The 20,760-nt window shown below is 64.3% G+C and carries 20 protein-coding genes; 16 read left to right on the top strand and 4 right to left on the bottom strand.

Annotation, left to right across the window (positions count from 1 at the left end):
• The first annotated feature begins 44 nt into the window (after positions 1-44).
• From hyi to AC6CIG_RS02130, 6 genes are all read left to right on the top strand, one after another.
• A complete protein-coding gene (hyi, locus tag AC6CIG_RS02155; RefSeq protein WP_102763640.1) occupies positions 45-860 on the top strand; it encodes a hydroxypyruvate isomerase in 816 nt (271 codons plus the stop codon).
• 5 nt (positions 861-865) lie between these two features.
• Complete coding sequence (locus tag AC6CIG_RS02150; protein WP_018096248.1) at positions 866-1,750, top strand: 2-hydroxy-3-oxopropionate reductase; 885 nt, start codon at positions 866-868, stop codon at positions 1,748-1,750.
• A 113-nt stretch (positions 1,751-1,863) separates the two neighbouring features.
• Positions 1,864-3,132: a glycerate kinase type-2 family protein gene (locus AC6CIG_RS02145; RefSeq protein WP_102763639.1), complete on the top strand. Its 1,269-nt coding sequence runs from the start codon at positions 1,864-1,866 to the stop codon at positions 3,130-3,132.
• 47 nt (positions 3,133-3,179) lie between these two features.
• The gene (locus AC6CIG_RS02140; protein WP_018096250.1) at positions 3,180-3,671 is read left to right on the top strand and encodes an ureidoglycolate lyase; all 492 of its coding nucleotides are present in this window, start codon (positions 3,180-3,182) and stop codon (positions 3,669-3,671) included.
• Positions 3,672-3,769: 98 nt separating this feature from the next.
• Complete coding sequence (locus AC6CIG_RS02135; RefSeq protein ID WP_102763638.1) at positions 3,770-4,693, top strand: DUF930 domain-containing protein; 924 nt, start codon at positions 3,770-3,772, stop codon at positions 4,691-4,693.
• 26 nt (positions 4,694-4,719) lie between these two features.
• Positions 4,720-5,295, top strand: a complete 576-nt coding sequence (locus tag AC6CIG_RS02130) for a DUF1349 domain-containing protein (protein ID WP_102763637.1) — start codon at positions 4,720-4,722, stop codon at positions 5,293-5,295.
• Between the two features lie 33 nt (positions 5,296-5,328).
• Here AC6CIG_RS02130 and AC6CIG_RS02125 read toward each other — a convergent pair whose 3' ends face one another.
• On the bottom strand, positions 5,329-6,348 hold the full coding sequence (locus AC6CIG_RS02125; RefSeq protein ID WP_127708098.1) for a LacI family DNA-binding transcriptional regulator: 1,020 nt from the start codon (positions 6,346-6,348) through the stop codon (positions 5,329-5,331).
• A gap of 211 nt (positions 6,349-6,559) precedes the next feature.
• Here AC6CIG_RS02125 and AC6CIG_RS02120 point away from each other — a divergent pair, with 211 nt between their 5' ends.
• The 3 genes from AC6CIG_RS02120 to AC6CIG_RS02110 are packed head-to-tail and all read left to right on the top strand — an operon-like array spanning position 6,560 to position 10,424.
• Complete coding sequence (locus AC6CIG_RS02120) at positions 6,560-8,140, top strand: sugar ABC transporter ATP-binding protein (protein ID WP_127708094.1); 1,581 nt, start codon at positions 6,560-6,562, stop codon at positions 8,138-8,140.
• Positions 8,137-9,459, top strand: coding sequence for an ABC transporter permease (locus tag AC6CIG_RS02115; protein ID WP_102763635.1), 1,323 nt, complete (start codon positions 8,137-8,139; stop codon positions 9,457-9,459). Before AC6CIG_RS02120 ends, AC6CIG_RS02115 begins: the two co-directional genes overlap by 4 nt.
• Positions 9,456-10,424 (top strand): substrate-binding domain-containing protein, encoded by a 969-nt coding sequence (locus AC6CIG_RS02110; RefSeq protein ID WP_102763634.1) that lies wholly within the window; start codon positions 9,456-9,458, stop codon positions 10,422-10,424. The genes AC6CIG_RS02115 and AC6CIG_RS02110 overlap by 4 nt, the downstream gene beginning before the upstream one ends.
• A gap of 111 nt (positions 10,425-10,535) precedes the next feature.
• Here the strand turns inward: AC6CIG_RS02110 and otnK are convergent, their stop codons facing one another.
• From otnK to ltnD, 3 genes are read right to left on the bottom strand one after another with little or no spacing between them, the layout of a single operon-like run.
• Positions 10,536-11,813, bottom strand: a complete 1,278-nt coding sequence (gene otnK / locus AC6CIG_RS02105) for a 3-oxo-tetronate kinase (protein WP_018096257.1) — start codon at positions 11,811-11,813, stop codon at positions 10,536-10,538.
• 3 nt (positions 11,814-11,816) lie between these two features.
• Positions 11,817-12,593 carry a 2-oxo-tetronate isomerase gene (otnI, locus tag AC6CIG_RS02100; RefSeq protein ID WP_127708091.1) on the bottom strand — a complete coding sequence of 259 codons (777 nt, stop codon included), beginning with the start codon at positions 12,591-12,593 and terminating at the stop codon, positions 11,817-11,819.
• An 11-nt stretch (positions 12,594-12,604) separates the two neighbouring features.
• Positions 12,605-13,510 carry an L-threonate dehydrogenase gene (gene ltnD, locus AC6CIG_RS02095; RefSeq protein ID WP_127708088.1) on the bottom strand — a complete coding sequence of 302 codons (906 nt, stop codon included), beginning with the start codon at positions 13,508-13,510 and terminating at the stop codon, positions 12,605-12,607.
• 142 nt (positions 13,511-13,652) lie between these two features.
• Here ltnD and AC6CIG_RS02090 point away from each other — a divergent pair, with 142 nt between their 5' ends.
• The 7 genes from AC6CIG_RS02090 (at position 13,653) to AC6CIG_RS02060 (ending at position 20,700) form a co-directional block, all read left to right on the top strand.
• A complete protein-coding gene (locus AC6CIG_RS02090) occupies positions 13,653-14,657 on the top strand; it encodes a LacI family DNA-binding transcriptional regulator (RefSeq protein ID WP_102761656.1) in 1,005 nt (334 codons plus the stop codon).
• Positions 14,658-14,672: 15 nt separating this feature from the next.
• Complete coding sequence (gene otnC / locus AC6CIG_RS02085) at positions 14,673-15,350, top strand: 3-oxo-tetronate 4-phosphate decarboxylase (RefSeq protein ID WP_102763629.1); 678 nt, start codon at positions 14,673-14,675, stop codon at positions 15,348-15,350.
• Between the two features lie 189 nt (positions 15,351-15,539).
• On the top strand, positions 15,540-16,304 hold the full coding sequence (locus tag AC6CIG_RS02080; protein ID WP_102761658.1) for a FadR/GntR family transcriptional regulator: 765 nt from the start codon (positions 15,540-15,542) through the stop codon (positions 16,302-16,304).
• Positions 16,305-16,347: 43 nt separating this feature from the next.
• Positions 16,348-17,331, top strand: a complete 984-nt coding sequence (denD, locus tag AC6CIG_RS02075) for a D-erythronate dehydrogenase (protein WP_102763628.1) — start codon at positions 16,348-16,350, stop codon at positions 17,329-17,331.
• 1 nt (position 17,332) lies between these two features.
• Positions 17,333-18,109 (top strand): SDR family oxidoreductase, encoded by a 777-nt coding sequence (locus tag AC6CIG_RS02070; protein ID WP_102763627.1) that lies wholly within the window; start codon positions 17,333-17,335, stop codon positions 18,107-18,109.
• Positions 18,110-18,193: 84 nt separating this feature from the next.
• Entirely contained in the window at positions 18,194-19,261 is a 1,068-nt protein-coding gene (locus tag AC6CIG_RS02065; protein ID WP_018096270.1) for an ABC transporter ATP-binding protein, read from the top strand.
• Positions 19,262-19,395: 134 nt separating this feature from the next.
• Complete coding sequence (locus AC6CIG_RS02060) at positions 19,396-20,700, top strand: ABC transporter substrate-binding protein (protein WP_018096271.1); 1,305 nt, start codon at positions 19,396-19,398, stop codon at positions 20,698-20,700.
• Positions 20,701-20,760 lie beyond the last annotated feature (60 nt).

Genomic DNA, 20,760 nt, shown 5'->3' with positions numbered 1-20,760 from the left:
GCGCGGTTCCGCCCGCATCCCGCTTACCACAGAGGAGTGATCGCATGCCGAGATTTGCTGCGAACCTGACGATGCTGTTCAACGAGGCGCCGTTCCTCGACCGTTTCGCACTGGCCGCCAATGCGGGGTTCGAAGGCGTGGAATATCTCTTCCCCTACGAATTCGAGAAGGTGGCGCTGCGCGGCGAACTCGACCGCCACGGCCTAACGCAAGTGCTGCACAACCTGCCGGCCGGCGACTGGGCCGGTGGCGAGCGGGGCATCGCGATCCTGCCGGATCGGATCGACGAATTCCGCAAGGGGGTCGCAACGGCCATCGACTATGCGACCGCGCTCGGCTGCCGTCAGGTCAATTGCCTCGTGGGGATTGTCCCGGACGGTGTGCCCGACAGCGTGCTGCGCACGACCCTCGTCGCCAATCTGAAGCTTGCGGCGGCCGAACTCGGCAAGTGCGGCATCCGCCTCCTGATCGAACCGATCAACCGCTTCGATATTCCCGGCTTTTATCTCAACACGGTCGGGCAGGCGGCGTCGATCATCGAGGAGGTGGGGAGCGACAACCTCTTCGTCCAGTACGACCTGTACCACCAGCAGCGCACCGAAGGCGAACTCGTCGGCACCTACAGGCGCTACCGAGAAAAGATCGCGCACATACAGCTTGCGGACAATCCCGGACGCAACGAGCCGGGGACCGGCGAGATCAACTACCCCTTCGCCTTCGACGCGCTGGAAGCCGCCGGCTACGACGGCTGGATCGGGTGCGAATACAAGCCGCTGACGACCACCGCGGAAGGACTTGGGTGGCTCGGCATCGAGCGCCGGCGCAAACAATCCGCAGACATTATCCAAATCAGGAGCTAAGCACGATGGCATCTATCGGTTTCATTGGACTGGGTATCATGGGCACGCCGATGGCGCGCCACCTTCAGGATGCCGGTCACAAGATCATCACGTCCAAATTCGCCATCCCGCCGCGTCAGGAGCTCGTCGACAACGGACTGGAAATCGTCGAAACGCCGAAGGCGCTCGCGGAAACGGTCGACACGATCATCCTGATGCTGCCGGATACGCCGGAAGTGAAGGATGTCCTGTTCGGTGAGAATGGCGTCTATTACGGCCTGGGCGAGGGCAAGCTCGTCATCGACATGAGCTCCATCTCGCCGATCGAAACGAAGGAGTTCGCCAAGAAGATACGCGAAACCGGTGCCGAATATATCGACGCGCCGGTTTCCGGAGGCGAGGTCGGCGCCAAGAACGCCTCTCTCAGCATCATGGCCGGCGGCAAGCCGAGCTCCTTCGAACGCGCCCTGCCGCTCTTCAAGCTGATGGGCAAGAACATCACGCTCGTCGGCGATTGCGGCGACGGTCAGGTCACCAAGGTCGCAAACCAGATCATCGTGGCACTGACCATCGAGGCAGTCTCCGAGGCGCTGGTCTTCGCGTCCAAGGCAGGAGCCGATCCGGCCCGCGTCCGCGAGGCACTGATGGGCGGATTCGCATCGTCGCGCATTCTCGAGGTCCATGGCGATCGGATGATCAAGCGTACCTTCGAGCCGGGCTTCCGCATCTCGCTGCACCAGAAGGACCTGAACCTCGCGCTGCAGGGAGCGAAAAGCCTCGGCATCTCGCTGCCGAACACGGCGGCAACCCAGGAGCTCTTCAACAATTGCGCCGCCAATGGCGACAGCGGGCTTGACCACTCCGGGCTCGTGCGGGCGCTCGAACGGATGGCAAACCACGAGGTCGCATAAGTCGCGATCGAGGACGCGCATGATCGGCCGACGGCCTCATCCGTCGGGGAGATCATGCATCCGGGCGGCGGAAGGAGGAGCCGCCGCCCGCGTATTTCTAAACGGGAGGAACAATGGCCGCCATCGCCAACCCGCGTCAATTCCTGGAAAGCCTGTTCGCCTCTGCGGTGTCCGCCGCTGATCCGGAACGCGTCATCGCCGCAAATCTGCCGGAGCGGCCGAAGGGGCGCACGGTCGTCATCGGAGCCGGCAAAGGCGCCGCTCAGATGGCCCGGGCGTTCGAATGCGCCTGGGAGGGGCCGCTCAGCGGCGTGGTCGTCACGCGCTACGGTTTCGGCGCGCACTGCAGGCAGATCGAGGTGCTCGAAGCCTCCCATCCCTTGCCGGACGAGGGCGGGCTGAAGGCATCGAAGCGGCTCCTCGCGGCGGTCAGCGGCCTGACCGGGGATGACCTGGTCGTGGCGCTGATCTGCGGCGGCGGTTCGGCGCTCCTACCGGCACCACCACCGGGGCTTTCGCTCGAGGATGAAATCGCCGTCAATCGAGCGCTACTTGCGTCGGGCGCGCCGATCAGAGCGATGAACGCGGTACGCAAGCATGTTTCCTTGATCAAGGGCGGCCGCCTTGCCGCCGCGGCCCATCCGGCCAGGGTCGTCTCTCTCGTCGTCTCCGATATTCCCGGCGACGACGCGGCGCTGGTCGCATCCGGCCCGACGGTCGCCGACGCAGCCAGCCGTGACGACGCCCTGAAGATCGTCGAGCGCTATCGCCTCGCTTTGCCGGAAAAGGTCATGCGCTGGCTGGCGAGCGCTGCGGCGGATGCGCCGAGACCTTCCGATCCGCGCTTTGCCCGCGACGAGGTGCGACTGATCGCTTCGGCAGGCGTCTCACTGGAGGCCGCGGCATCCAAGGCCCGGTCCGCGGGCGTAGAGGCCGTCATTCTTTCCGATGCGATCGAAGGGGAGGCACGCGATGTCGGGCTCGTTCATGCGGCCATCGCGCGCGAGACGGCGCTGCGCGGCCGCCCCTTTCCGAAGCCCGCCCTCATCCTTTCCGGCGGCGAAACGACGGTGACGGTCCGGGGCGAAGGTCGCGGCGGGCGCAACAGCGAGTTTCTGCTGTCGCTGGCGCTCGGCATCGACGGTATCGGCGGGATCTCGGCGCTCGCCGCGGATACCGACGGCATCGACGGATCCGAGGACAATGCCGGCGCCTTCGCCGATCATACGACGATCGCGCGCCTGCTGGCGCGGCGCCTGGACGCCGCAGCGCTGATTCAGAAGAACGACAGCTGGGCGGCCTTCGATGCGCTTGGAGACCTTTTCAAGCCGGGGCCCACGGGCACGAACGTCAATGATTTCAGGGCGGTGCTGATCCAGTGATCGGTGCCGGCGCCGAAAGGCAATTGGTCAACCAGGGAGGAAAGACCATGATACCTCTACCGATCCGCCCGCTTTCACACGGCGAGTTCGCGCCCTTCGGCGACGTCATCGAGCCTGACGATGCGAAGAGCTTTCCGATCAACGCCGGCAAATGCATCCGCTATCACGACCTTGCGAAGGTGGAGACGAGCGGCCCGGAAGCCCGAACGCTGGTCAGCCTCTTGAAGGGCGAGCCCTACGACATCCCCCTGACGCTGAAGATGGTGGAACGGCATCCGCTCGGAAGCCAGGCCTTCATCCCGCTGACGGGAAATCCCTTTCTCGTGGTCGTCGCGCCCGACGAAGGCGGGGAACCCGGAGAGCCGATCGCCTTCGAGACCGCGCCGGGGCAGGGGGTCAACATCGCGCAAAATGTCTGGCACGGAATTCTGACGCCGCTCCGTTCGACCTCTGAATTCGTCGTCATCGACCGCGGCGGCAGCGGGTGCAATCTCGAGGAGCATTTCTTCGAAAAGCCTTATCAGGTCGAATACGCTTGACCGACGCGCGTCCCGCACTTGTTGCGGGGCGCTCGAACTCTTAGGTTCGGTGCTTCCGAGTCCGTGATCTTTGAGCAATGCAGCACTTCGCCAGGAAAATGTGGGGGGAAACCGGTTGGGGCATGCCGACCTCGCTCGCCCTGCACCTGGCGCTCGCCTTCTTGCTGCTGGTTCGGCTGCCGGAATTGTCTGCGCCGGCAAAGGAGCAAAGCGTCAGCGTCGAGCTTGTTGCGCAGCCGAAGAGTGCGGAAAAGCCCGAGCAAAAGCCGAACGTGGCCAAGAGCGAGCAAACGCGTCCTCAGCCTGAGGCATTCGAGTCGGCCGCAGCGCCGGTCGAAACGGAAAAGCCGCCTCGGCCCGAATTGCCTCCGGCCGCGCCGAAGAAGTCCGAAACGCCGAGCGAGACGCCGGAGGCCTCGCGGCCCGCCCCGGCAAAAACGGAAAACACCGCCAGCGAAAAGCCGGCGGAACGCAGGACCGCGCTTGCGCAATTGCGCGTCGATGCCCGGAGCGCAGCGAACGAGGCGGCCGATGCCGCAGCCACGCCGCCGGCTGCAGCTGTTCCCCAGGAGAAACCGGTTCTGGAGGAAGCAAGGGCGGACCCGGCGCAAAAGCCGGCCGAGGCCATGGCCGAACGCCAGTCGAACCAGCTCGTCCAGGCGAAGGAACTCTATTCTGAAAACGCCCTGTCGGACCCCCGCGTGAAACAGGCGATCGGCAGGCTGCCGCCGAAAAAGCGGATCGTGCAGCTCTGCAGCATCGAAGCGCTCGAGCAGGTGCGGCGCGAAATGCCCGGCGCCTTTCCGGACATGCTCGTTCCCTTCGGCCCTTCGGGGGGCTTCATCTCGCCGACGGGCCTGAACGCAGATGGCGGCGCCTTCCGCAGCCGGTCGACATGGTACGCCATCGACTTCGAATGCGAAGTGAGCCCCGAGACGACATCGGTCACTTCCTTCAGCTTCGCAATCGGCAACGCGATCCCGAAGAGCGAGTGGGGTGCGCGACAACTGCCGAGCAATTAAAACACTGGGACGGATGGAGGGACAGAATGGCAAGCGCCTATCGCTGGCTGAACGAGCCGGCAAGCTGGGAGGGCGACGAACGCTATCTGTCGCTCAAGACCGACGCCAAGACGGATTTCTGGCGCGAAACCTTTTACGGCTTCGTGCGCGACAGCGGACATGCCTATCTTCGTCCGGTTTCAGGCGATTTCACCGCCTCGGCGACGATCGTCGGCCAGTATGAGCAGCTTTACGACCAGGCCGGTCTGATGCTGCGGCTCGACGAACAGAACTGGATCAAATGCGGTATCGAATATACCGACGGACTGATGCATTTCAGCGTGGTCGTGACACGCGGCGTATCGGACTGGTCGGTCATTCCGTTGCACGCAAGGGCGCCTTCGGACCCACTGGAGGTGCGGCTGACGCGGCATGACGATGCGGTGCGGGTGCAATTCCGCTTTGGCGAGGAACGCTGGCAGATGGCACGGCTCTGTCCCTTTTCCGCCGCCGAGGCCGAGGCCGGCGTCACGGCCTGTTCGCCGGAGCGCGCCGGGTTTGCGGCAAGGTTCCGCGACTTGAATTTCGGCCCGCCGATCGCTCGCGCCTTGCACGACGACTGACGCCCGATAGCGCGATCCTTTTGCGAAAATGGGTCAGGCGATCGCGCGCGGCGCCAGGCTGCCGGCCGGCCGGCAGGAGTCGCGAATCACCAGTCTTCCCTGAAGCACGAGCCGGCGCGGCGCTTCCGGGCTAGCGCCGGAAAGGCGGTCGAGCACGAGCTGCGCGGCCTGTTCGCCGATCGCCTGGACTGGCTGGGCGATCGTCGTCAGATGCGGCTGGAAGACGTCGGCCCAGGGAAAATCGTCGAAGCTTGCGACCGAAACGTCGTCCGGGCAGCGAAGGCCGATGTCCCGGATCGCCTTCATCACCCCGATGACCATCAGGTTGTTGGCTGAGAAAACCGCCGTTGGCCGCTCGGGACTCGTCAGCAGCTGGATCGCCGCAGTGTAGGCGTCCTTCTCCCGAAAATTGCCGATCCGGATCAGGTCCTCCTCGCAGGGGAGGCCCGCCGCTTCCAACGCTGCCCGATAGCCGGCAAGACGCTCCCGCCCGGTCGAAGTGTCGAGCGAGCCCGAAATATAGCCGATGCGCCGATGGCCGAGGCCGAGCATATAGACCGTTGCGTCCTGAACCGCGCGACGATTGTCGAGCACGACCGCATCGGTGTCGATGCCGTCGCAAAGCCTGTCGATCAGCACGGTTGGAAGATTGGCGCTCGCGATCATGCGCTTCAGCGTCTCGTCGTCTCCGGCCGGCGCGATGATCAGGCCGTCCACGCTCCGGTCGATCAACAGGGCGATCTGCTCGTCCTGCAAGGCAACGTCCTCGTCGTTGCAGCAGAGCATCACGGCGTAGCCGGCCCGATGCAGCACGTCCTGGATCACCGCCACGACATCGGTGAAGAAGGGATTGGTGATATCAGCAACCATCAGGCCTACGGTGCGGGTCGTGCCGAGCTTGAGACTGCGGGCGATCGCGTTGCGCTTGTAGCCTATGAGGCCGATCGCCTGCTCTATGCGGCTGCGCAATTCCGGACTGACCGGGGCCGAGCCGTTGATCACGGCCGAGACCGTCGCCACAGAGACATGCGCCGCCTTGGCGACGTCGAGCATGGTCGGTGCACCGGATTTCCGTGAATTTCGTCGCTGCTGCATTTCTTCTGAAACGTTTCGATGGTTCGCTTGCGAAACTCTATTTGAAATGCAGGAATTAGGCAATCGAGCCCGGAACGGCCTGCTTGACATCATCGAAACGTTTAGAATAGGCTGCGGGAAATAGGTGAATAGAGCGTCAGATGTCGGCGGTAGGGAGGCTGCCAATATCATGCGCGATGCTATCCCCCGTGATTCGGTCACCAAAGAATCCGGCCGGCCAGTTCTGGCGGCTGAAGCGGTTTCGAAATCGTTCGGCGGCATCGCGGCGCTCAAGGATGTGCGCTTCGAACTGCGCGCGGGCGAAATCCATGCGCTCATGGGCGAGAATGGCGCCGGCAAGTCGACGCTGATGAAGGTCCTGTCCGGCGTCTACCCGGACTACGAGGGCACCTTCCGCGTCGATGGAGAAACCGCCCGCTTCTCCAATGTGCGCGATGCCGAGGCGGCCGGAATCGCCATCATCCATCAGGAACTCAACCTCGTCCCCGAACTCGGCGTCGCCGACAACATCTTTCTCGGCCGCGAACGGGTGATCGCCGGTCTTTTCGTGGATCGCAAGGCGAGCCTGGAGGCCGCACGAGGGCTGTTGAACCGTCTCGGCATCGAACTCGACCCGGAGGCGCGCGTCGGGCAGTTGCGGGTGGGCGAACAACAGCTCGTCGAGATCGCGAAGGCCCTCTCCGTTGAAGCGCGCATTCTGATCATGGACGAACCGACCTCGGCGCTTTCGCCCGGCGAGTGTCGGCGCCTCTTCAAGATCATGCGGCAACTCGCGGCCGACGGCGTCGGCATCATCTATATTTCGCACCGGATCGACGAGGTGATGCAGCTCAGCGACCGGGTCACCGTCTTCCGCGACGGCCGGCATGTCTGGACCCGGCCGATGGCCGGACTGGACGAGAATACGATCATCGCCGCAATGGTGGGTCGCAACCTCCTCGACGCGCACCCGGCCGACCGGGGCAAAGGCGGCGGCGAGCCCGTCCTTTCGGTCAGGGACCTGTCGCTTGCCGTTCCCGGACGTCATGGCTGGCGCGACGTGCTGAAGGGCGTGTGCTTCGACGTTCGCGCCGGCGAGATCCTCGGCATCGGCGGCTTGCTCGGCGCGGGACGCACGGAAATCCTGGAGACGATCTTTGCATCGAATGAAGGCCTTCGCGGCGGTGAAATCCGGCTGGACGGCATCGCCGTCGATATCCGCTCGCCACGCGATGCTCGCCGCCTCGGTTTTGCTCTGGTGACGGAGGACCGCAAGGCGAAGGGGCTGCATCTTCACGAATCGATCCGAGACAATGTGGCCCTGCCGCTTGTTGGAAGGCTCGCCCGATTCGGGCTGCGCTCCTTCGGAGGCGAGCGTGCGCTCGCGAAAGGGGCGGTCGATGCGCTCGGCGTGCGCTGTGCGAGCACCGATCAGGCGGCCGGAACCCTGTCCGGCGGCAACCAGCAGAAGGTCGTCATCGGCAAGTGGCTGGCGACCGGTCCGCGTGTCCTTCTGCTCGACGAGCCGACGCGCGGCATCGACGTCGGTGCGAAGCGCGAGATCTACGATCTCATTTTCAAGCTCGCCGGCGACGGGCTGGCGATCGTGGTGGTCAGTTCCGAACTGCCGGAACTCCTGCTCCTCGCCGACCGCATTCTGGTGATGGCCGAGGGACGGCAGACCGGGCTCATCTCGCGGGAGGAGGCGAGCGAGGAGCGCATCATGCAGCTCGCCGCCCCGCGGAGCGCACGCGGAAGGGCGGTTGCATGAATTTCCTGAAGGCTCTCTCCCGTACGAAACTCTATTGGGGGCTGATCGCCATCTTCCTGATCGGAGTCCTGTCCTCGCCGGCGACGTCGTCGGGCAGGAACATCTTTCTCTCCTCCGGCAATCTCCTCGACGTGTTGCGGCAGGTATCGACCACCGGGCTGATCGCCACCGGCATGACGGCCGTCATTCTGACCGGCGGCATAGACCTTTCGGTCGGCTCGCTGATGGCGATCTGCACCGTCGTCTGCGCGATGCTCCTGACCGTTCCGGGGGACACGGCCGCCCTCTATCTGGGGCTGCCGTCCGTCGGGCTTGCCGTTCTGGTCGGCGGTGCGGCGGCAGTACGCTTCGTCTTCCTGAATATCGAGAAATCACGTGCGGGCGTTACACATGTCCGCGACATCCGGCTTGACCGGACCCGCGGTACCGTTCTGCCCGCCGCAGCCGGCATCGTTCTCTGTGCCCTGGTTCTAAGTTTCCTCTTGCCTCAGATGCAGACGAAATTCGGCGTGCTCGGCGTTCTGCTCGTGGCGCCGGCGGTCGGACTCATGTTCGGCGCGGTCAACGGCGCGATCATCGTGGTCGGACGATTGCAGCCCTTCATCGTCACGCTTGCCATGATGGTCACGGCGCTCGGCATCGCCCGGCTCACCGCCGGGCAGAACAATGCCGTTCTGCCGGTCTATACCGGCAGCAATGCTACCGCCGATTTCGATATGCTGCGGCAGCTCGTCTTCGGCGTCGTGCCCATGCCCGGCATATTCTTCATCGTCGCGATTCTTCTCTATGGCGCCGTGCTGCGGTTCACCCCATTCGGCCGCTATGTCTATGCGATCGGCGGAAACGAGGAGGCGGCGCGCCTTTCCGGCATCAATGCGGGCCGGGTGAAGATCGTCACCTATGCGGTATCGGGTCTTCTCGCGGGCATCGCCGCGGTCCTCTATGTGGCCCAGTACCGCCAGGGCAAGCCGGACGCCGGCGCGGGCCTCGAACTGGATGCGATCGCGGCGGTGGTCATCGGCGGGACGAGCCTGATGGGAGGGCGCGGGAGCCTTGCCGGGACGTTCTGCGGGGTCCTGATCTTCGGCCTGCTCTCCAACATCCTGCAGCTCCACAACATCAATTCCAATCTTCAGCTGGTACTGAAGGGCGTGATCATCATCGGCACGGTGCTCGTTCAGGAGCGCAATGCCTACGACCTTCTCGCGCAATTGCGGCTGCCGGGCGCAAGCCGGCGTCCGGCTCAAGGAGATACGTCCGCCGAGGAGCGGACGTCGGGAGAGACGTTATCCATGACAATGGGAGGAAAGAAGAAATGAAACGCCGTGACATCATCAAACTGACGGCGGTCGCCGCCGTTCTCGCCGCGACGACCGTGCTCATGCCGGCGCACGACGCCCTGGCTCAGGACAAGAAGTTTCGCATCGGCTTCAGCCAGGCGACGACGATCGAACCGTGGCGTGCGCAGTTCAACAAGGACATCATCGCCGAGGCGGCAAAGCATCCGGACGTCGAGCTGATCATAACCGACGGTGAGGACAGGACGGAAAAGCAGGTGGCAGACGTCGAGAACCTCATTCGCCAGGAGGTGGATGCCTTGCTCGTGTCGCCGAAAGAGTCCGCAGGGCTCACCGGCGTGGTGCAGCAGGCGATCGATGCCAAGATCCCGGTCTTCGTTCTCGACCGCAACGTCGAGACCGACCAGTACACCCAGTTCGTCGGCGGCGACAACAAACTGATCGGCCGCGCGGCCGGCGAATATGCGGTCGAGCTTCTCGGCGGAAAGGGCAAGGCTCAGGGCAATATCGTCGAGATATGGGGCGGCATGGGCACCCAGCCGGCGCACGACCGCCACGACGGCTTCCACGAGTTCACCGACAAGGAGCCCGGCATCAAGAACCTTCTCGATCAGCAATCCGGCGACTGGAAGCAGGACCAGGCCTACAACATCATGGCGACGACGCTGCGCAACAACGAGAAGATCGATCTCGTATACGGCCACAACGATCCGATGGCCTATGGCGCCTATCTGGCGGCGAAGGACGCAGGTCGTGAGAAGGAAATGAAGTTCATCGGCATCGACGCGCTCCCGAACGAAGGCGTGACCTGGGTCAACAACGGCGAACTCACCGCGACCTTCCTCTATGCGACGCCGGGAGCAGAGGGTTTCCGCCAGGCGGTGAAGTTCCTGAAGGGGGAAAAGGTCGAAAAGACCGTCACGCTCGACACGATGAAGGTGACCAAGGAAAACGCCGCGCAGATCCTGAAGGACAACGGCCTGTAAGAGCCGTCGCGCGGACGCGCTGCGGCAAACGCAAAGTCTGCATGCTCTACTCGGTCCGATTTGAGGAAGCGTGCAGCGGGGGGCGGCGGACGAGGGGGACCGCCCTCCCTCTCACCGCATCATCGACAGTGCCGTGGCGAAGAAATCCTCGCCGCCGAAATTGCCCGATTTCAGCGCCAGCAACATGTCGTTTCCGGCAGTGCCGATCGTCCTCAGCACGGGGACGCCGGGCGCGATTTCCGGACCGATCAGGAAAGCCGGAATGCCGAGCCTGTCGACGGTCGCGCCGGAGGTCTCTCCGCCGGCGACGACGAGGCGTCTCACGCCGCGCTCTACCAGTTCGCCGGCGATCGCGGCGGTTGCCGTTTCGATCGCGTGCCCGGATGCCTCTCGCCCGTAGCGCGCCTGCAGACGCGAAACGACCTCCGGCGCGGCACTCGCGGCGATGGCGACGGGGCCTTGGGCAATCCGTTCCCCGGCCCAGGCGACGGCTGCGGAAATCTCGTCCGATCCGGCGAGGAGCTTTTCCGTGTCGAGCCGCAGCACCGGCATATGGCGTTCCGCCGCGTCGAGTTGCTTCAGCGTTGCCGCCGAACAACTGCCTGCGACCACCGCGGCAAGACCGCCGACGGAGCGGATGGCGTCGCTTTCCCCGTCGCTTGCCGAAGCCCGGCCGGAGCGCAGAATCGCGCGGGCGAGGCCGAGACCCAGGCCGGACGCGCCGGTGGAGACGGGCATTTCGAGCGCCGCTTCGCCGAGCGTTTCGAGATCGCGTTCGAAGACCGCATCCGCGATAGCCGCGGCGGCGCCTTCGGCGCGTAACCGATCGAGCCTCGCCTTTATCGCATCGGCTCCGCGCGTGACGGTCGGCAGGTCGATGAGGCCGGCCTTGCCGCGCGACTGGCGGGTGAGCACCCGCACCAGATTGGCATCGCGCATCGGGTTGAGCGGGTGGTCTTTCAACGGGCTTTCGTCGAGCGGCTGGCCGTTGACGAAAAGATGGCCGAGATAGACGGTTCGCCCCGTTTCCGGAAAGGCCGGCGTAACGAGGGCGATGTCGCCGCCCGAGACGCTCAGAAGCGCTTCGGTCACCGGCCCGATATTGCCGAGATCCGTCGAATCGAAGGTGGAGCAGATCTTGTAGAGCACATGGGCGGCGCCTCGGCCGCGCAGCCAGCTTTCGGCCGCGAGGGCGGCGGCCACGGCCTCCTCCGCTGCGACCGACCGGATCTTCAGGGAAACGACCACTGCATCGACGTCGGGCAGGGCGAGCGATGGATCGGGAATGCCGACCGTCTGCACGGTGCGAAGCCCGTTCTTCGTCAGCGTATTCGCAAGATCGGAGGCGCCCGTGTAGTCGTCGGCGATCGATCCGAGCAGGATTGTCATGGGTCAGCTCCGTCGAAAGGGTTTGAACCAGCCGAGGCCGTCCAGCGTCCGGCCGCGCGGGTTATATTCGCAACCGACGAAGCCGCCATAGCCGAGCCGGTCGATTTCATCAAAGAGGTAGCGATAGTTCAACTCCTCGCCATCGGGCTCGTGCCGCGAGGGCACGCTGGCGATCTGGATGTGGCCGGTGACCGGCATCAGTTGGCGGAGAGCCATTGCGACGTCGCCGTGCAGGATCTGCCGGTGATAGATGTCGAATTGCAGCTTCAGGTTGGGGAGCGCCAGTTCGGCGATGAGCCGCTCGGCGGTCCCGAAATCGTTGAGGAAATATCCCGGCATGTTGCGCCCGTTGATCGGCTCGACGAGGAGATCGATGCCCTCGTCGGCCAGGCGCCCGGCGGTATAGGCGACCGAGCGGCGGTAACGGGATGCGGCCTCCGGGTCGCGCGGATCAGCAAGACCAGCCATCAGGTGCAGGCGCTTGGCGCCGGTCGCCGCCGCGTAGTCGAGCGCCTTGTCGACATCCGATTTCAACCCGTCGAAGCGGCTGGGCAGGGCGGCGATTCCGCGCTCGCCGGCTGCCCAATCGCCCGGCGGCAGGTTGAACAGCGCCTGCTCGAGCCTGTTGCGGGCAAGCCGTTCGGCGATCGCTTCCGGAGGCACCTCGTAGGGAAAAAGGTACTCGACGGCGGCGAACCCGGCGTCGGCGGCCGCGTCGAAGCGGTCGAGGAACGGCCACTCGGTGAACATCATCGTCAGATTGGCGGCAAATACGGGCATGCGCGTTTTCCTTAGGGGTTATTCGTGCCGGGCAACGTGGCCCCGGAGAGCTGGGCGTAGAGCCGCGCGAGGGAGGAATCGTCGTCGCGCCCCATGCCTGTGCCCGAGGCTGCAAGATACATCTGCAGTGCGGCCGCCACGAGCGGCACCGGATAGCGCTCCGCGCGCGCCATATCCTGGACGATGCCGAGGTCCTTCACAAAAATCTCGATGGCGCTCAGCGGGGCGTAATCTCCCGCCAGCACATGCGGGATGCGGTTCTCGAACATCCAGGAATTGCCGGCCGAGGCGGTGATCACCTCGTATACTTTGTCGAGGTCCAGCCCTTGTTTCGCCGCAAAGGCGATCGCTTCGCAGGCGGCTGCGATGTGCACGCCGGCCAGAAGCTGGTTGATCATCTTGAAGGCGGCGCCGGTCCCGGCGGTCTCGCCGAGTTCGTAGACCTTGGCGGCCATGGCGTCGAGGGCCGGTCGGGCGGCGGCGAAGGCCTGCGGCGATCCCGAGGCCATGATCGTCAGTTCGCCCTTCGATGCCTTTGCCGCGCCGCCTGAGATCGGCGCGTCGAGATAGTGAAACCCCAGTCCTTCGAGCCGCTGCGCCAGGTCGCGCGCGATCGCCGGATCCATTGTCGCGGACGATATGAAGACGGCGCCGGGCTTCATCGCGTCTGCAACACCATCCCGGCCGAACAGAACGGCTTCGGTCTGCGCGCCGCTCACGACCACCGAAACGACGATGTCGGCGCCCGTCACGGCTTCGCCTGGCGTGCCCGCTCCGCGACCGCCTTCGGCAACGAAACGTTCCACTGCGGGCGGGGCAACGTCGTAGCCAGACACGTCGAGGCCCGCGCTTTTCAGCGAGCACGCCATTCCGAAGCCCATCGAGCCGAGCCCGAGCACTGCGATCTTCGATGCCATTTCGTCTCCTCCAGTTGCCGGTCACTCGTTCTAGGGATTATTGGCAGCGCTGCCAACCAATATTGGTAGCGCTGCCAAAAAAATCCGCCTACGAAGTCGATGAGAGCCGTGAACGGTCTCGTTAAACTGGAACAGGCGCGAAGTGGCGACGGACTTCAAGCAGCAGACACCCGTAACGCTCGCAGAGGTGGCGGAAGCCGCGGGCGTGGGTGAAAGCACGGTTTCCCGCGTGCTGCGCAATCACGGCTCGTTCTCCGGCAAGGCCCGCGAGCGCGTGTTGGATGCGGTCGAGCGGCTTGGCTACGTGCCGAACCGGATCGCCGGAACCTTGGCCTCGGCCGGGTCCCGCCTCGTCGCCTTCGTCATCCCGTCGCTCACCAACATCGTGTTCCCGGACGTGCTGCGGGGGGCAGGCGCCGTTCTGGAGGAAAATCGCTATCAGGCCGTCTTTTCCGTGACGGACTATGAGCCGGAGCGCGAGGAGGCCCTCGTCGCCGCCATGCTCGCCTGGCGGCCGACGGCGGTGATGCTTGCCGGCTTCGAGCATACGGAAGGCACGCTCAAGATGCTGCGGGCGAGCGGCTGTCGCGTCGTCGAACTGCTCGACATCGACGGGAGCGCCATAGACCTGGCGGTCGGCTTTTCCAATCGTGAGGCGGGTCGGGCGAGCGCCGAATTCCTGTTGAAGCGCGGTTATCGCCGGATCGGCTATGTCGGCCACGATCTCGACCGCGACACACGCGCCGGCAAACGCTTCGACGGCTTCCGTGAAGCGCTGAACCTGGCCGGCGTCGCCCTTGTGGATCGGGAAATCCGTCCGGGCGCTTCTTCGGTTGGAAGCGGGCGGACGGGGCTCGATCAGCTTCTTCGAAGGGCGCCGGGACTCGATGCGGTCTATTTCTCGAACGACGACATGGCGCTCGGCGGATATTTTCATTGTCTTGCATGCGCCATTTCCGTCCCAACCAGGCTCGCCCTTTTCGGCCATAACGGCCTCGATATCGGCCAGGCCACGCCGCAGCCTCTGACGACCATTCGCACGCCTCGCGTCGCGACGGGAAAGCTGGCGGCCGAGTTGGTCATCAACGATCACCCGTCTCACATCGCCGATCTTGGATTTGAACTGATGGAAGGCGATACAGCCTGAACGAAAGGACCACCAATGTCCGAAACGCGTCTTCGCGAGGAAATCTGCCGCTACGGCCGCTCTCTCTTCGAGCGGGGCCTGACCCCCGGCTCTTCCGGAAACATATCGATGAAACTCGATGACGGCGGCTGGCTGGTGACGCCCACCAATGCCTCGCTCGGCTTCCTCGATCCAGCGCGTATTTCGCGCCTCGATGCCGGCGGCCGGCTTGTCTCGGGCGACAAGCCGACCAAGGAGATCCCGCTTCATTCCGCCCTCTACGAGACTCGCGGCAGCGCCCGTGCCATCGTGCATCTCCATTCGACCCACGCGGTCGCGCTGACGATGCTGCCGGAGATCGATCCGCAAGCGGCCCTTCCGCCGATGACGCCCTATTACCTCATGCGGGCCGGGGAGACTGCGCTCGTGCCCTATTACCGCCCCGGAGACCCGGCCGTCGCCGATGCGATCCGCGGGCTTGCGGGCAAATATTCCTCCGTGCTGCTTTCCAATCACGGTCCCGTCGTCGCCGGCGACAGTCTGGAGGCCGCGGTCTTTGCGACGGAGGAACTGGAAGAGACCGCAAAGCTCTACCTGTTGCTGCGCAACCTCAATCCCCGCTATCTCAGCCCGCAGCAAGTCGCCGATCTTGCCAAAACCTTCAGCCTCGACCTGCCGTCGCTCGGCGACCATGAGGGACATGATCACGGATAGAGTGCCTCCTTGCATCTATTCACAACCGGGCTGGTTCCGCGTTTTGCCGCTCACACGGCGCCGCACAACGGCGCCGTGCATTATTGGTGCGCTGCCGCAACGAACATGTCTTGACCGCACCTTCCGACAAGCCCTCTATTCGTCATACTGATCTGCTGGACCAACCAGTGGATCAGTTGGGAGGCCGCGGTGAACGGAAGTCCAATCCTCACGCATATGCCGAAAGTCGGGAAGAGCCTCGAACGCCGTACCGCGCGCGACCTCATCGCCGACAAGCTTATGGTGCTGGTTGCGACCAACATGCTGAGGCCCGGCGACGTGCTGCCGGGCGAACGCGAGCTTGCGAGCGTGCTCCATGTGAGCCGCGAAACCGTGCGCGGCGCAATCCAGACGCTGGCGGCGCGCGGTGTGGTCGAGGTGTCGCAAGGAAGCCGAACCCGCGTCGGGAATGTCGATCTCAGCCATGTCACGGTGACGATCGCTTCTCCGAACGCGATCGACAGCTACGATCTCGAGGACGTTCACGCCGCAAGGCTCCATATCGAGTTGAAGGTGGTCGGCGACGCGGCCGAAAACATCGACGAAGAGGCGCTGCGCAAGCTTGACAGCCTTCTCGATGCGCAGAAGATCTGCGGTGACGACGCAATGCGCTTTCTGATCTGCGACCGCGAGTTCCACGTGGCGATCTACCGGGCCTGTGGCAATCCGCTGCTCTCCGATTTTGTCACCGACCTTTACACCTATATGATGGATTACCGGCGCAGCGCCATGTCACGGCCGGGAGCAATCGAAGCGAGCTACAAGGATCACAGCGACATCGTCGCCGCCTTGAGGCGGCATGACCGGGCGGCCGTCATTGCCGCCTTTCACCATCATCTGATCCGGATCTATGAAACGACGAAGGCTCTGCTGGCGGACGAGGAGGCAGACGGAACGAACAGAAAGTCAAGCTGAGCAGGACCGACCGGGTGGCTGAACAGGAGGAGGTTCGCCGAAAATGCATGTAATGGTCATAGGTGCCGCCGGCATGATCGGCCGGAAGCTGGTCGAAAGGCTGGCCGCGGAGCCCGGATGTCTGGGACGCGAGATCGCCAGCCTGACGTTGGCTGACGTGGCTGAGCCGCCCGTGCCTCCGGCGCTTTCGTCGCTTGCGACGACGCTTGCCATCGACCTGTCTACCGAGGGCAGCGCAGAGCGCCTGATCTCGTCGCGGCCCGACGTGATCTTCCACCTCGCGGCGATCGTCTCGGGAGAGGCGGAGGCCGACTTCGACAAAGGCTACCTGGTCAATCTCGACGGCACGCGTGCGCTCTTCGAGGCGATCCGCCGCGAGGGACAGCGCGAGCGCTACCTCCCGCGCGTCCTCTTCGCCTCCTCTATCGCCGTCTTCGGCCAGCCGTTCCCGGAAAAGATCGGCGACGAATTCCTCACGACGCCGCTCACCAGTTACGGGACGCAAAAGGCGATCTGCGAGCTGCTGCTCGCCGATTATACCCGCCGCGGCTTCTTCGACGGTATCGGCATTCGGCTGCCGACCATCTGCATACGGCCCGGAAAGCCGAACAAGGCCGCATCCGGCTTCTTTTCCAACATCCTGCGCGAGCCGCTCGTCGGCCAGGAGGCTATCCTGCCGGTGGACGAGAATGTCCGGCATTGGTTCGCGAGCCCGCGCTCGGCCGTGGGCTTCTTCATCCATGCGGCGCGAATGGATACCGATATCATCGGACCGCGGCGGAACCTCACCATGCCGGGGCTTTCGGCGCTGGTCGGCGAGGAGATAGAGGCGCTCGGCCGCATTGCCGGCCGGAAGGCCGTGGGCCTCATCCGCCGCGAACCGGACCCGGTGATCCGCACGATCGTCTCCGGCTGGGCGACCGACTTCGATGCTCGCCGTGCCCGAGAACTCGGCTTTACGGCCGAAAGCAATTTCGACGAGATCATCCGCATCCATATCGAAGACGAACTCGGAGGAAGGATCTGAGATGGCGCAGGCGAAGGGATCGGGCGAGGGCAGGATCGCGCTGGTCACGGGCGGCGGGACCGGTGTCGGCCGGGGCATAGCCCAGGCCTTGAGTGCGGAAGGCTACAGCGTCGTCATCACCGGCCGCCGTCCGGATGTACTCGAGGCCGCGGCCGGCGATATCGGCGGGCGGACTGCCAATATCGTCCGCGCGGTCGTCTGCGACGTCGGCGATCCGGATCAGGTCGCGGCTCTCTTCGCCGCCGTCCGGGCGGAATTCGGCCGGCTGGACCTCCTCGTCAACAATGCCGGCTCGAACGTGCCGCCCGTGCCCCTCGAAGAGGTGACCTTCGAACAGTGGAACGGTATCGTCGCGGCGAACCTGACGGGCGCCTTTCTGTGTACGCAACATGCCTTCCGGCTGATGAAGGCGCAGACGCCGCGCGGGGGCCGGATCATCAACAACGGCTCGATTTCCGCGCAGACGCCGCGGCCCAATTCGGCGCCCTATACCGCGACCAAGCACGCCATTACCGGCCTCACGAAATCGACGGCGCTCGATGGCCGGATGCACGACATCGCCTGCGGTCAGATCGACATAGGCAATGCTGCGACCGACATGACGGCACGGATGAGCACCGGCGTGCTGCAGGCCAATGGCGAGGTTGCGGCGGAGCCGACGATACCGATCGAGCACATCGCCGAGGCGGTCGTCTACATGGCGAGCCTGCCGCTCTCGGCCAATGTTCTAACAATGACCGTGATGGCGACCAGGATGCCGCTGGTCGGCCGCGGATAAAAAGAGGTTTTCAGCCTGGCGCGATCGCGCAAACGATGAATTTGGCGGCCGCAAGGGTAAAGATCAGTTCTGGGAGGAACGCAAATGGCAGGCGTGGATTTTGTCGATGTTCGGAAGTCCTTCGGTGCTTTCCCTGTCATCAAGGGCGTGAACATCGAGATCGAGGACGGCGAGTTCGTCATTCTCGTCGGCCCTTCCGGTTGCGGCAAATCCACCTTGCTGCGGATGCTGGCGGGTCTCGAAAACATCACCGCGGGCGAAATTCGCATCGGCAATCAGGTGGTCAACCGATTGCCGCCGAAGGATCGCGACATCGCCATGGTGTTCCAGAACTACGCGCTCTATCCGCATATGACTGTCGCCGACAACATGGCGTTCTCCCTGATGCTGGCAAGCAGACCCAAATCCGAGATCGACAAGCGCGTCGGCGTGGCGGCCGAAATCCTCGGCCTTTCGAAGCTGCTGGACCGTTATCCGCGTCAGCTTTCCGGCGGTCAGCGACAGCGTGTCGCCATGGGGCGGGCGATCGTGCGCGACCCGCAGGTGTTTCTCTTCGACGAACCGCTTTCCAATCTCGATGCGAAGCTGCGCGTCGCCATGCGCGCCGAGATCAAGGAATTGCATCAGCGGCTGAAAACCACGACCGTCTACGTGACGCACGACCAGATCGAGGCGATGACCATGGCCGACAAGATCGTCGTCATGCATGACGGCATCGTCGAGCAGATCGGCGCACCGCTCGAGCTCTACGACAACCCCGCCAATCTCTTCGTGGCCGGTTTCATCGGCTCGCCTGCGATGAACATGCTCAAGGGCCGCCTCGATCCGGACAATCCGAATGCCTTCCTCACCGCCGACGGAACGGCTCTGCCCGTGGCGCAGCCGGCGGCAGCGGCCCAAGGGCGCGATCTCGTCTACGGTCTCAGGCCCGAATACATGGCGCTCGACCCGAACGGGCTGCCGGCAGAAATCGCGGTGATCGAGCCGACCGGCTATGAGACGCAGCTGATCGCAAGGCTCGGCGGGCACGATGTGACCTGTGTTTTCCGCGAGAGGGTGAATGCCAAGCCCGGCGAAACGATCCATCTCGCGATCGATGCCGCGCATGTGCACTTGTTCGACGCCGGAACGGGACGGCGGCTGGTCGGCTGACGTCGCTGACGGAGGGAGGAGCCTTCGCGGCCCATAAAGATGCCAGGCAATCGCCGGCATCGCTCAAGCCGCATTCGCCAAGCGGGACGGTGAATGCCGGAGGAAGACGCTCCCGCATTTTGAGGAGGAGTAGCATGCCGATAAAGAGACGTGATTTTCTCGCAACCTCCGCCGCACTCGCCGGCGTTGCGGGTCTGGGCATCCGCCCGTCCTTCGCGCAGGCCGAGCCGAGCTACAAGCCGGAGGAGGGGGCAAGCCTCAGGCTTCTCAGATGGACGCCCTTCGTCAAGGGCGATGAAGACGCCTGGATCGCCAACACCAAGAAGTTCACCGAAGCCACGGGCGTCGAAGTCCGCATCGACAAGGAAAGCTGGGAGGACATCCGGCCGAAGGCGGCGGTTGCCGCCAATGTCGGCTCCGGTCCGGATATGGTGATGTGCTGGTTCGACGACGCACATCAATATCCCGACAAGCTCGTCGACCTGACGGAGCTCGCCGACTATCTCGGCAACAAATATGGAGGATGGTACGACGGCCTGAAGGGGTATGCGAGCCGCGACGGCCAGTTCATCGCCATGCCTCTGGCCGCGATCGGCAACGCCGTCTGCTACCGCGAGAGCCACATGAAGGCGGCCGGCTTCAGTGAATTCCCCAAGGACACGGCCGGCTTTCTCGAACTCTGCAAGGCCCTCAAGGCCAAGGGAACCCCGGCCGGTTTCCCCCACGGCAAAGCGGTCGGCGACGGCAACAACTACGCCCATTGGCTGCTGTGGAGCCATGGCGGCAAGATGGTCGACGAGAGCGGCAAGGTCACGATCAACAGCCCGGAGACGCTCGCAGCGGTCAACTACGCAAAGTCGCTATACGAGACCTTCATCCCGGGCACCGAAAGCTGGCTCGACATCAACAACAACCGCGCCTTCCTTGCGGGCCAGGTATCGCTGACGGCAAACGGCGTCTCGCTCTACTATGCGGCCAAGAAGGACGCGGCCCTTGCGGAGCTTGCGGCCGACATCCGCACGACCAACTTCCCCGTCGGTCCGGTCGGCCAGAGCGTCGAACTCCACCAGACGAGCTCGATCCTGCTCTTCAAGCACAGCAAGTATCCCGAGGCCGCCAAGGCCTATCTCAAGTTCATGATGGAAGCCGACCAGATGAACGCCTGGATCGAGGGATCGAGCGCCTATTGCTGCCAGCCGCTGAAGGCCTTTGCCGACAACCCGGTCTGGACCTCGGACCCGATCCACGCGCCCTATGCGCGCGCCTCGGAGACGCTGCGGCCGAACGGCTACGCCGGACCGCTCGGCTATGCCTCGGCAGGCGTAATGGCCGATTACGTCCTGGTCGACATGTTCGCCAGTGCGGTCACCGGCCAGGCAACGCCGGAAGACGCCATCATCGAGGCCGAACGGCGGGCGAACCGCTATTATCGCGTCTGACCCCCGCGGCCCACGGGCCGCCTCAAAGCCGGCAGCAAACGCTGCCGGCAAATGCCTCGA

Source organism: Sinorhizobium sp. GQ132 (assembly GCF_059758575.1).
The sequence above is the reverse complement of the archived record's forward strand: the minus strand, read 5'-3'. Positions and strand labels throughout refer to the sequence as shown.